The following is an 11,814-nucleotide window of genomic DNA, read 5'->3' on the forward strand; positions in this document are numbered from 1 at the left end:
TCCCGCGAACGAGGCTTGCCGGGAATTCGCAACGACTTCGTGAGACGGGGGTTCTTTCATGGCATCGCGGACCGCGATGAGCACCGCGCCCGAGGTGGCGCGAAGTGGTGACGCGGGCGGCCGGAACGGCGTGGTGGCCTTCCTGGCCGTCTGTTTCTCGGGGAGCTGGCTCTATCTGTACGCCGCCCACTCGTGGTGGGGGCTGTCGCTGGTCGACCCGCTCGTCCAACTGCCCTTCGGGTTCATGCCCGCGCTCGCCGCGGTGGTGGTGCGCCGCTGGGTGACCAGGGAGGGCTTCGCCGGGGCCGGGCTGAGGTTCCGGTTCCGGGGCGCGTGGCCGTACTACCTCGCCGCGTGGCTGGGGCCGCTGGTCTTCGCCGCCGCGGCCGTGGGGCTGGCGGGAGCGCTGGGGTGGCGCACGCCCGGCCTCTCCTCCCTCACGGACCTCTCCGGCGGGCTGCCCGCCTGGGCGTTCGTTCCGCTGCTCATGCTGGTCGTCCCGCTCCTGACGCCCGTTTATTGGGGGGAGGAGTTCGGCTGGGTGCCCTTCCTCCGGCAGCGGCTGTGCCCGGGCCGCCCGCTGCGGGCCACGGTGGCGACCGGGCTGATCTGGGCGGTGTGGCACTATCCGCTGGCGTTCACCGGCTACATCGAGTTCTCCGATCTGCCGCTGGGGCTCGCTGTCTGGACGGTGTCGTTCCTGTTCCAGGAGGTACTGCTCGGCTGGCTCTACGACCGCAGCGGCAGCGTGTGGGTGGTGTCCCTGGCGCACGGCGGGAACAACATGGTGCTCTCGCTGCTCACCGGCTTCCTCCTCGGCGAGCGCGCGGGCCTCGGCGTGAACACGGTGACGCTGCTGACGACGGCCCCGATGGCCCTGGCGTGCGCCGTGATCGCCGTCGGCGCGCTCCTGCGGGGAAAGTCGTCCGCCCGCCGACGAGCGGCGGCGGAAACCGGGCATTGACCATTCGGCCGTTACCGTCGGACCGTCATACCGGCCCGCCTGTAGGAGAAGAGACGACCCGTCGTCCGGCGGCCCATCCCGGAAGCGGCGAAATTCCCTCTTCACCCCAAAGGTTCCGCCCGCCTTGCCGATTGGCCCAACACGCCTGTTTCTTATATCGTTTGGGGCTGACACCGCGAAAAAGGAGTGCCCAATGGCAGTCAAGTTCGAGCAGGTTGAAGAATCCGAAAAGGAAGCGCCCGGCGTCGAGCCGGTCTCCGTTCCGGTCGGCGGGCAGGAAATCACAACGTACTGGCGGCGTATTTTCCACGACGACCTCGATCCCGAGGTGACGGAGGACGTCTACACCGTCGAGATCCTGGCCCCGGTCCTGGGCACCGAGGAATACGAGACCGACGAGCTCAACGAGGACGGCAGCCACAAGCTGGCGACCCGTCCGTGCGTGACCCACGAGCGGCGTGAGGTGGACCTCGGCAAGGAGTCCCTGGAGAAGCTCCTGGAGGCCCTGAAGCCGTTCCTGGACGCCTCCCGCGAGGCCCAGCCCCTCCCGCAGCAGGCCAAGAAGCGCCGCGCCAAGGCCGCCAAGCCGGCTCTCGACGGCCCCGCGTAGGGAACCGGGCGGCGGCAGTGTCCGCGCGCCCGTCCGTAAAGGCGACCACTCGACCGGGGGTCGCCTTTTTTCATTTCCCCGAAATGCCGCGCGGCGGCGCAGGGTGATGGGCCATCGGGACCGCACGAGTGGCCCGTGGGGTGATCGCCGTTCATCATGGCGGCATGCGCCGCGTCCGCGGACATTTCCTCCGGACGGGCCCGTCCATTTCCCCGTCCGAAGGAAAGGGCACCGTCCATGCCCCTCGACCCGGATCTCGCCGGCCTCCTCGACCGGGCGAACGCCGTCGCCGCCGCCCCCGTCCGGACGACCGACCCCGAGGTGCTGCGGGAGGCCGAGCGGCGGCTGTCCGCCGGGGCGGCGCCGGCCGAGCCCGTCGACGTCGGTTCCGTGCAGAACGGCGCGGTGCCCGGGCCCGCCGGGGACGTCCCCGTGCGGATCTACTGGCCCGCGGACGAGGGCCCGGTCCCCACGGTGGTCTACTTCCACGGCGGCGGCTGGATCACCGGCGACCTCGACAGCCACGACCACGTCACGCGCCGGCTGTGCCGGGACACCGGGGCGGTCGTCGTCGCCGTCCACTACCGCCGGGCGCCCGAGCACCCCTTTCCCGCCCCCTACGAGGACTGCCTGGCCGTGGCGCGCCACGTCACCGACCACATCAAGGAGTACGGGGCGCGGCGCGACCGCGTCGCCGTGGCCGGGGACAGCGCGGGCGGCAACCTCGCCGCCGTGATCGCCCAGACCTTCCGGGACGAGGGCCGCCCGCTGGCGGCCCAGTTGCTCGCCTACCCGGCGACCGACTTCGACGGCGAGTACCCCTCGCGTACCGAGAACGGCTCCGGGTATCTGCTCACCAGTGCGAACATCGCCGACATCCAGCACCTCTACGCCGGCGACGACCCCGCCGTGCGCGGCTCGGCGCGGGTGTCGCCGCTCCGGGCACGGGATCTCGCCGGACTGGCTCCGGCGATCATCGCCACCGCCGAGTACGACCCGTTGCGCGACGAGGGCCTGGCCTACGCGCGGGCCCTCCGGGACGCCGGTGTGGAGGTGTTCGTCCGTACCTACGCCGGGCTGATCCACGGCTTCCTGAACCTGTTCCCGGTGTCCGCCGCCGCGGACGCCGCCGTCGGCGAGCTGCTCGCGCGGTTCAAGGGGCGGCTGGACGGGGTGGCGCCGCCGAACGCGTGAATGCCCGCTCCCGGTGTTTGCCGCCGGTAGCGGGCGGCCACTGAAGGAAGCGAGCGGACGCCCGAGAGTTCGACTGTCGCAGAGGGATCCAGCGCCCATGAGTGACGCCCCCGGCCGGCCGAGCAGGCCCCGGCCGGCACCCGCCCCGGAGCCGCCGCCCCGGGCCCCTTCCGCCGCCCCGAGGCCGGGCCTGTGGTGGCGGTGCCTGCTCGGCGGACTGGTGCTGTGGGTGCTCGCCGTCGTGGTCACGTACACGACGCAGAACTCGAACCTGTTGCCGACGCTGATCCTGCTGGGCAGTTTCCTCGTCCCCTGCTGTTTCACGCTGTGGGCCTATGAGAAGCACGGCCGGGTCCTGGGCGTGGACCTGTTGCTCGGCTGTTTCGTCGTCGGCGGGATCCTGGGCGTCCTCGGGGCGTCCGTCCTGGAGTACTACCTGCTCCACCCCTCCCTGACGCTGTTCCTCGGCGTGGGCCTGATCGAGGAGGCCGTCAAGGCCCTGGCGCTGATGTTCGTCCTGCGCCGGTATCCGGACGTCCGGGGGTTGCGCGCGGGGCTGGTGCTGGGCGCGGCGGTCGGTTTCGGGTTCGCGGCGTTCGAGAGTTCCGGCTACGCGTTCAACGCCCTGTTCACCCTCCACGGGCGGCCGTTGCGGGACCTCGTGGAGACGGAGATCCTGCGCGGTGTCCTGGCCCCGTTCGGCCATGGCCTGTGGACGGCCGTCCTGGGCGCGGCCCTGCTCTCCGACCGGGGGCGCGACGGCCGGTTCCGGCTCACGGGCCGGGTCCTCGGCACGTACGTGGGGGTGGCGGTGCTGCACGCGTTGTGGGACTCGGTCAACGGCATCGCGGTCTGGCTGGTCTACGCGCTCACGGCGAACGCGCAACAGCGTGCCCTGTTCGACAGCGGCTACATGCCGCATCCCACCCTTGAGCAGCGGCACCTCTACACGCTGTTCTCCGACGGCGGGCTGATCGTCGTCGCGCTGCTGGGGGTGGTCTGGCTGACGGCCCTGACCCGGCGGGCGGGGCGCGGAAGCACACCGTGAGCAGTGCTCAGCCGGTGAAAAGCTGCCGCAACTTGAGGGTGAGTTCGTAGACGCCGTAGGCGAAGGGCGCTCCCACCCACAGCCAGCTGAACACGAACAGTGCCTTTCGGCCGGTGGTCACAGCGCGACTCCCTCGTCCGGTGCGACGGCGGCGCTCGTTTCCGCGCCCGCCGGTTCGTGGTGGCGGGGGTGGACCGGGCGGATGAACTCGTTCGCGGCGAAGCCCAGGGCCAGCACGCCGATCATGAGGAAGAAGGACGTGGTGTACAGGCCCGGCCCGGTGTGGCCGGCGGACTTCCCCGCGTCGGCGATCGCGTTGACGATGAGGGGTCCGAGGATGCCGGCCGTGGACCAGGCGGTGAGCAGCCGGCCGTGGATCGCGCCGACCTGGTAGGTGCCGAAGAGGTCCTTGAGGTAGGCGGGAACGGTGGCGAAGCCGCCACCGTAGAAGGAGAGGATGACGGCCGCGCAGACGATGAGCACGGGCTTGGAGGAGCCGCCGGTCAGCGCGATCAGCAGGTACATCAGCGCGCCGGCGCCGAGGTAGAGCCGGTAGACGTGCTTCCTGCCGACGGCGTCGGAGACGGAGGACCACAGGATCCGGCCCAGCATGTTGGCGAGCGAGAGCAGGCCGACGAATCCGGCGGCGGTGGTGGCCGTGACGGGCGAGGAGGACTCGGCGAAGAAGTCCGTGATCATCGGTGCGGCCTTCTCCAGGATGCCGATGCCCGCGGTGACGTTGGCGCACAGGACCACCCACAGACACCAGAACTGCGGGGTGCGCAGGGCGGTACGGGCCGACACCCGGGCCGTGGCGGCCGCGGGGCGACGGGCCGGTGCGGCGCCCGCGCCCGCCCCACGCCCGTCCTCGTCGTCCCCGTGCCCGTCCGGGGGCACCCGGATGAGCAGGACGCCGAGCGTCATGAAGACGCCGTAGGCGAGGCCCATGACGAGGAACGTCCTCGCGATGCCCGCCGGGTCCTTGCCGAAGGCGGCCAGCAGCGCGGTGGACCAGGGTGAGGCGATGAGCGCGCCGCCGCCGAAGCCCATGATGGCGATGCCGGACGCGAGTCCCGGCCGATCGGGGAACCACTTGATGAGGGTGGAGACGGGCGAGATGTAGCCGATGCCGAGGCCGGTGCCGCCGATGAGGCCGTAGCCCGCCACCACGAGCCAGTACTGCCGCGTGCCCGCCCCGCACGCGGCCACCAGGAACCCGGAGCAGAAGCAGAGGGCCGAGACGGCCATGGCCCAGCGCGGCCCCTTGCGTTCCACCAGCGTGCCGCCGAACGCGGCGGACAGGCCGAGCATGACGATCGCCACCTGGAACGGCAGCGCCGACGCGGTGCCGGAGAGCCCCAGCGAGGCCTCCAGCGGTGGTTTGAAGACGCTCCAGGCGTAGACCTGACCGATGGCGAGGTGGATGGAGAGCGCGGCGGGCGGCACGAGCCAGCGGCTCCACCCGGGCGGCGCGACGGTACGGGATCGGGCGGGCATGGACGGAACGTACAGCCCGCCGGAGCCGCGCCGGAAGAGCGCGGCTCCGGGCTACGGGCTACGGGCTACCGGGGGTCACCGATCCGCGGCCGCCAGCAGGACCTGCTCCCGTTCGGGCGTGAGGGGCCGGGCCTCCCGGCCCGTACGGTCGGGGCCGAACGCCTCGTCGAGGCCGCCGGGGCCGAACAGCCAGGCGGCGGTGTCGCGGATGGACTCCGCGACAGGACGGCAGCGCAGCCCCGCCGCGACGGCCTTGGCCGAGCTGGGCCGCCAGACAGCGGCCGTCTCCCCGTGCTCCGGGGCCCACAGCGGGAGTTCGGTCCAGACGGCGACCTCGTGCTCCAGCAGGACCTCGTCGCCCACCCAGACCAGTTCCGCCCGGCCGCCGGTCTCGGCCACGCACGTGCCCAGGAACTCGCCCCAGGTCGTGTTCGCGGGCGTGCCGCTGACCAGGTACGTCCCGGCGTCCTCGGCGACTGTTCGGTCCAGGCCGAACGCCGCGATGTCACGGGCGTCGACGAGCTGCATCTCGCGGCCGGGCGCGCCCGGCGCGACCATCCTGCCGCCCTGCGCGGCCCGGCGCAGCCACCAGGTGAGGCGGCGCGCGAGGTCGTGCGGCCCGATGATCAGGCCGGGTTCGATGATCAGCGCGCGCCCGGGGAAGCCCTCCTGCACGGCGCGCTCGCAGCCGACCTTGAGCTTGCCGTAGTCGCCGTCGTCGGGGCCCGCGTCCGGGGCGCACTCGTGCCGGGGCGAGCTCTCGTCCACGGGCTCGGCGGGCCAGCCGGGGCGGGCGTTGATGGAGGACACGTACAGATAGGTGGCCGCCGAACCGGCCAGTGCCTCGACCGAGGCCTTCACGACGCGGGGGATGTACCCGCAGACGTCCACGACCGCGTCCCAGGGGCCCGCCGCGGCGAGCCGGGCGAGATCCTCGGGGCGCTCGCGGTCGCCCCGGATCATCTGGACGCCGTCCGGGTCGGCCTGCGTCCTGCCCCGGTTGAAGACCGTCACCTCCCAGCCGCGCCGCAGCCCCTCCTCGACGAACGCCCTTCCCAGGAATACCGATCCACCGATCACCAGAAGTCTCATGTGGCTGAGTCTGCGCACGGAAGCCGCTGGGGGAACAGGAGTACGCCAGGAGCGGACCGGTTGTGCCAAGGGCGAACGGCGCGCCCGGGTCCGACGGCCGGGGCGGCGATACTGAGGGCATGAGTTCCGCCGCCGCCACCGCTCCCCCGTCCGGGCCGACCGAGCCGTCCGGGCCGACCGGGCAGCCCTCGCCGTCCGCCGTGTTCCCGGTGCCCGACGTCCTGGCGTTCCTCACCGGGCGCTGGACGGTGGAGCGCACGCTCACCGACCTGGCCACCGGGTCGGCCGGGACGTACCGCGGCACGGCCGAATTCCGGGCGGACGGCGACGGCGCCCGCCTGCTCCACGTCGAGGACGGCGAGCTGGACTGGAACGGCACGGTCAACCGCGCCGGCCGTACGCTCAGGCTCCTGCCCGGCCCGGCCGGCACCGCCGAGGTGACCTTCGCCGACGGCCGCCCCTTCCACGACCTGGACCTCCGCACGGGCCGCTGGCACACGCGCCACCCCTGCGTCGCCGACCTCTACGACGGCGCCTTCACGGTCGTCTCCCCCGATGAGTGGCGGGTGCGCTGGCGGACGACCGGCCCGGCCAAGGAGCACGTCCAGCATTCGGTCTACCGCCGCCGTCTGTCATGAGCACGAGCCGCGCGGTACCCTGCGGGCCGTCCGTCGCCGAGGGGGTGGCCCATGGGTACTGCCGGCCGGTTCGATGCCGGGCCCGAGCACGGGACCGAGCACGAGAGGGCCCGTGCGGCGTTACGGGCCGCGGTGCGGCGGCTGGCGGGACTGCTCGGTGACGTCGCCGACCCGGGGGCGCCCTCGGGGGTGCCGCCGTGGACGGTGGGCGATGTGGGCGCACACGTGTGCGCCGTCTACGTGGCGTACGGCTCGGCGTTCACGCGTGAGTTCCAGGACTGGGACAGCGTGCTGCCGGCAGGTGAGCGCACCTTCGCCGAGCGGGTCGCCTCGGTCAACGCCAAGGCGCTCGGCCTGATCGGCGAGGAGGCGCGCACGCGTCTCGGCGAGCTGGTCCTGGAACGAGGCGATACGTTCCTGCGGGTCACCGAGGGGCTCGCGCCGGACGCGCCCGTCACGACGCCCTGGTACGGGCCGGGCGTCACCATCACCCTGGCGGCGGCCACCGGCATGATGCTGAGCGAGACCCTCCTGCACGGCCTCGACATCGCTCGCGGCGCCCGGCTCCCCTGGGCGATCGCGCCGGACGACGCGCGGCTGGTGCTCGGGCAGTCGATGCCGACGATGATGCCGTTCGCCGTCGACGCGGCCCGGGCGCGGGGCGTCCGCATCGCCTTCGACCTCGCCGTCGAGGGCGGCCCACGGCTGGCGGTCGTCGTCGACGACGGGACCGCGACGGTGACGCGGGACGCGCCGCCGCGCGCGTACGACTGCCGGATCACGACCGACCCGACGACCTTCCTGCTGATCGCCTTCCGTCGTCTCCCCCTCTGGAAGGCGATCGTCCGTGGCGCGATGCGTCCCGGCGGCCGCAGGCCGTGGCTGGCCCCCCGGCTCAGCGGCTTCTTCGTCAGCCCCTGACGCCACCGGGGGCCGCGGGCAGCCGGTACTCCGCGCACGCGGCGGGCAACCGCACGCCCGCCAGCCGCAGTTGGGTGACGCGCGCGTGGAAGGCGGCGCCGTGGAGGAGGTGGTGGGCGATGGCGGTGACCTGGCGCCGGGCGGGGTCGGCCAGGGCGCTGCCGGCGGTCCAGGCGTTGAAGGCGCCCATGGCGGGACCGCACCAGATCTGCCAGTCCCCCTCGCGCCCGGCCTCCCCGGTGACGGCCCAGCGCGAGGCCATGGCCAGGTACCAGCGGAAGACCATCGCCATCCGGAACTTGGGATCCCGCTCGGCGCGCTCGCGCCACTCCGGGTGGTGGGTCGCCAGGTAGTCCGCCGTGTCCCGCCAGACGTCGTCGAGGGGGCGGCGCAGGACGCGTTGTTCCAGGTAGCGGCGTTCCATGGGCGGCAGGGCGGCCAGACTGTCGTGGTCGCGGTAGAGCCGGTACAGCCGGCCGGCGTGGCCGGGGAACATGGTGCCCCGGGCGAGGACCTGGACGGTCACGCCCTGTTCGAACAGGTCGGCGGCCGGTGCCATGGCGCAGTCGGCGAGGCCCGCGCCCGCCAGGAGCCGCTTGACGGCCGGTGAGGTGGCCGCCTCGGTGGCGGCCTGGTTGACCGATCCGGTGACGACGTACGCGGCGCCCAGCGCGAGGGCCGCCACCACGGCTTCCGGGGTGCCGATGCCGCCCGCCGCGCCGACGCGCACCCACGCGGTGGCGGGGTGCTCGCGGGCGACGCGGTCGCGCAGGCGGACGACGGCGGGCAGCAGGACGGCGAGGGGGCGGCGGTCGGTGTGCCCGCCGGAGTCGGCCTCGACGGTGATGTCGTCGGCGAGCGGGACCGTGCGGGCGAGTTCGGCCTGTTCGGCGGTGACGCGCCCGTCGGCCACCAGGGCGGCCGTCAGCTCGCCGGGGGCCGGGCGGAGGAACAGTTCGGCGGTCTCCGGGCGGGAGACCTTGGCGACGACCCGGTGCTCGGCCCGCACCCCCGAGGGGCCCGGGTCGCGGTGAAGGCCGGCGAGGCGGTAGCGCACGAGGTCGGGGGTGAGCTGGACGAAGGCGGAGGCCTCCACGCAGCGCACGCGGTGGCGCAGGCAGGCGTCGACGCAGGCGCGTTCCTGGGCGGGTGCCATGGGGCTGTGGATGAGATTGCACGCGTACGGCACCCCGGCGGTGCCGAGGACGTCCCCCAGCCGTTCCAGGGCCGTGTCGATCCGGGCCTCGGGGAGCCCGGCGGCCCCGAAGGAGGCGAGGTGCCCGGCCCGGGCGGCCGCGATGACCAGTTCCTCGCAGGCGATGCCACCGGCCATCGCGCCGGTCATATAGGCGTAGCGGACGCCGTGGTGCCGGCGGAACCCGGCAGAACCCAGCCGGTCGGGGTGCTGCGGGGCGACGGCGGCCAGGACGGTGAAGCCGTCACCGGGCACGGGCGGCACGTTGGTGGCGCCGACGCGGCCACCGTCGCCGACGATGTAGCAGGGGCGGTCCAGGTCGGCCAGGACCGCGTGGACGCCGTCGGCGTCGTACCGCACCTGCGCGCCCGTCATCGCCGCTCCCCTCCCCCGCGTGGTCACGCGGCCTCCCCGCGGATGTCGGCCGCGATGTTGTCCACCTGGTAGATGCGCAGGTCGTCGCGCCAGACACTGCCGTCGGCGAACAGCAGGACCCGGCCGTCCTCGCGGCGTACCTCGCGGATGTGCGCCTCGCCGCGCACCCGCCGGTGTTCGCGCAGGATCTGCCCCCGGTACGACCAGTGGAGCTCCTCGCCGACGGCGATGTGCGCGCGGGGGTGGACGAGGTGGTCGAGCAGGCCGGTGTGGAGGGCGTAGGCGTGCACCGCCTGGTAGAGCATCTGCACGCCGGCGGAGCCCGGCATCACGGGGTCCTGGAAGAAGTGGTGGTGGAAGAACCAGTCGTCGCGCCGCACGGGTTTGTCGCACAGGACGTATCCGGCGCCGTGGTCACCGCCGCCGGGTACAAGCGTGACGTCCTCCAGCAGCGCGAGGCGGCCGCGTCCCGGCCGGAGGTCCCGGCGGGGGTCCAGCCGGCGGACGTCTGCGGGGGCGGGCGGGTGGCGTTCCAGCCAGGGCGGCCGGTAGGTGCCGCCGTCCAGGCCCTGCTGCTCGGCGAGCAGTTCGGGGGTGAAGAAGCCGTGGACGGCCTCTCCCTCGTAGAAGGGCTCGCCGCCCGCGCGGAGCCGGAAGTCGTAGCGGTGCATGACGCCGCCGGGCAGGGGTGAGTGCGACCGCAGGGTGACATGCTGCTCCACGGTGGTGCCGGGCGTGTCGACGTGCCGGAGCAGCCGTGCCCTGCCGTCGAGGTTGCGGCAGGAGAGGTGCCCGTCGGGGTACGCGCCCGCGACCCCGAGCATGCCGCTGAACAGGCCCGCCGCCTGGAGCGCGGTCTCCATGAGGGCCAGTTGCGGCATGGTTCCGCCGCTCTCGCGTACGTACCAGGGGTCGGCCGGGACGTCGTACTCGGCGAGCCCCCAGCTGCCGGGGCGGTAAGCGTCCCACTCCCCGTGCCCGTCGACGACGCGGTCCAGCATGCGGAAGTCCCCCCGGGGCAGCCGGGGCCGGACCCGGCCGGTGACCCGGGTGGTGCTCCCGGGCAGCGGGACCGTACCCAGGTCGCCCTCGGCGAAGATCGCGGTGTGCAGCTCGTCGGCGATGACGCGCTTGCCGGTGACGCTCGTGCGGAGGCCGGGCCGGGCGGGGTCGAGGGCGTCCTGCCCCGGCCCCTCCTTGAGCACGACGCCCACGTCCCGCAGCCGCGCCAGGGGGCGGCCGGCGACGGTGACCCGGCAGTCGGCGGTCGCGTACGGCCTGGGCAGCATGCCGGTCGCGGTGATCTCGGCCTCCAGCCGGAGTTCCGCGCCGGGCGGGGCGGGGGCGTCGCGGACGTCCACCAGGACGGGCCGCCGGACGGGGAGGGTGGCGCGGGCGCCGGGCAGGCACAGGTGGAGGCCCTGGTGGAAGGTGTGGACGCGGAGGAGTTCCAGGGCCGCCGCGAAGCAGTGCGGCCAGGCCTCCTCGGCGTGGTCGGGCAGGCGGGTCGTGGCGAGCAGCAGGCCCTGCCCGTTCCGGCCGCCGCGCGGATCGGCGAAGGTGACGGTGTCCAGCAGCGGGACGGGCCAGGGCGCGGGGAGGGCGGCGGCCGGCAGGCCGCTCTGGTCGAAGGCGGCCCCGAGGACGCGGGCGATGTCGCCGGCGGCGAGCGCGTCGAGGTCGGCGGCGGTCAGCCGGGTCGCGGTGGCACGGGCCAGGGGGCGGGGGTCGGGCGGGAAGCGCGGGGCCGGGGGCTCAGGCCATGACTCCTGTGGGCCGTGCGGCGCCAGGACGGCGAAGGTCCGCTCGCGGTCGCCGAGCCGCCACTCCTCGCCGGTGCGCTCGACGCGCGGCGCGCCGTCCGGGAGTTCGGGCGCCTCGTCCAGCCAGGTGAGCACCGCGCCGCCCGGGTACAGGCCGGCACCCTCGGCCCGGAACGCGCGGGCGGCGGCGTGCAGGATCGCCGCCACGGGGTCGACGGGCCGGGGCGGGGTGGGGGCTGGGGAGTGGGCGGTCGGGCGTGCCGCTCGGGCGAGCTGCCAGGCGATGACGGCCTGATGGGCCGCCAGGACGTGGGCGTGGGTGCGCTGGAGGCGCCCGGCGAGCCGCGCGGTGAGCGCCGGCACGGCCTCCGGGGCGACGGCCTCCGGAGCGACGGCCTCTGGGGTGACGACGGTGTCCAGGACCTCCGGGCCGGCAGCCGGGCCGGGAGCCGGAGCGACAGCCGGTTGCGGCAGCGGAATCCCCTCGAATCCGAGCTCGTCCATGAGGATTCCTCCT

At 73.9% G+C, this 11,814-nt stretch carries 11 protein-coding genes; 6 read left to right on the forward strand and 5 right to left on the reverse strand.

Going from position 1 to position 11,814, the window contains the following annotated elements:
- Window positions 1–58 precede the first annotated feature (58 nt).
- The 4 genes from EKH77_RS01200 (at window position 59) to EKH77_RS01215 (ending at window position 3,816) form a co-directional block, all read left to right on the forward strand.
- On the forward strand, window positions 59–964 hold the full coding sequence (locus tag EKH77_RS01200; protein ID WP_240667165.1) for a CPBP family intramembrane glutamic endopeptidase: 906 nt from the start codon (window positions 59–61) through the stop codon (window positions 962–964).
- Between the two features lie 193 nt (window positions 965–1,157).
- The gene (locus tag EKH77_RS01205) at window positions 1,158–1,574 is read left to right on the forward strand and encodes a hypothetical protein (RefSeq protein ID WP_126912580.1); all 417 of its coding nucleotides are present in this window, start codon (window positions 1,158–1,160) and stop codon (window positions 1,572–1,574) included.
- A gap of 237 nt (window positions 1,575–1,811) precedes the next feature.
- On the forward strand, window positions 1,812–2,768 hold the full coding sequence (locus EKH77_RS01210; RefSeq protein ID WP_126912581.1) for an alpha/beta hydrolase: 957 nt from the start codon (window positions 1,812–1,814) through the stop codon (window positions 2,766–2,768).
- A gap of 97 nt (window positions 2,769–2,865) precedes the next feature.
- Window positions 2,866–3,816: a PrsW family intramembrane metalloprotease gene (locus tag EKH77_RS01215; RefSeq protein WP_126912582.1), complete on the forward strand. Its 951-nt coding sequence runs from the start codon at window positions 2,866–2,868 to the stop codon at window positions 3,814–3,816.
- Between the two features lie 7 nt (window positions 3,817–3,823).
- On the opposite strand, the gene EKH77_RS34705 is transcribed toward EKH77_RS01215, so the two are convergent.
- The 3 genes from EKH77_RS34705 to EKH77_RS01225 form a co-directional block, all read right to left on the reverse strand.
- Window positions 3,824–3,937: an MFS transporter small subunit gene (locus EKH77_RS34705; protein ID WP_419096297.1), complete on the reverse strand. Its 114-nt coding sequence runs from the start codon at window positions 3,935–3,937 to the stop codon at window positions 3,824–3,826.
- Window positions 3,934–5,313, reverse strand: coding sequence for an OFA family MFS transporter (locus EKH77_RS01220; RefSeq protein ID WP_126912583.1), 1,380 nt, complete (start codon window positions 5,311–5,313; stop codon window positions 3,934–3,936). Before EKH77_RS01220 ends, EKH77_RS34705 begins: the two co-directional genes overlap by 4 nt.
- A gap of 75 nt (window positions 5,314–5,388) precedes the next feature.
- The gene (locus tag EKH77_RS01225) at window positions 5,389–6,405 is read right to left on the reverse strand and encodes an NAD-dependent epimerase/dehydratase family protein (protein ID WP_126912584.1); all 1,017 of its coding nucleotides are present in this window, start codon (window positions 6,403–6,405) and stop codon (window positions 5,389–5,391) included.
- A 119-nt stretch (window positions 6,406–6,524) separates the two neighbouring features.
- Between EKH77_RS01225 and EKH77_RS01230 the strand changes: the two genes are divergently transcribed.
- Entirely contained in the window at window positions 6,525–7,043 is a 519-nt protein-coding gene (locus tag EKH77_RS01230; RefSeq protein WP_240667166.1) for a DUF6314 family protein, read from the forward strand.
- A gap of 51 nt (window positions 7,044–7,094) precedes the next feature.
- Window positions 7,095–7,964 (forward strand): maleylpyruvate isomerase N-terminal domain-containing protein, encoded by an 870-nt coding sequence (locus tag EKH77_RS01235; protein ID WP_126912585.1) that lies wholly within the window; start codon window positions 7,095–7,097, stop codon window positions 7,962–7,964.
- Here the strand turns inward: EKH77_RS01235 and EKH77_RS01240 are convergent.
- On the reverse strand, window positions 7,954–9,534 hold the full coding sequence (locus tag EKH77_RS01240; protein ID WP_126912586.1) for a PfaD family polyunsaturated fatty acid/polyketide biosynthesis protein: 1,581 nt from the start codon (window positions 9,532–9,534) through the stop codon (window positions 7,954–7,956). The two genes, EKH77_RS01235 and EKH77_RS01240, sit on opposite strands and share 11 nt — an antisense overlap.
- Window positions 9,535–9,557: 23 nt before the next feature.
- The gene (locus EKH77_RS01245; RefSeq protein WP_126912587.1) at window positions 9,558–11,801 is read right to left on the reverse strand and encodes a 3-hydroxyacyl-ACP dehydratase; all 2,244 of its coding nucleotides are present in this window, start codon (window positions 11,799–11,801) and stop codon (window positions 9,558–9,560) included.
- Window positions 11,802–11,814: the final 13 nt, after the last annotated feature.

This window comes from Streptomyces luteoverticillatus, from assembly GCF_003970715.1.
GTDB lineage: Bacteria > Actinomycetota > Actinomycetes > Streptomycetales > Streptomycetaceae > Streptomyces > Streptomyces abikoensis.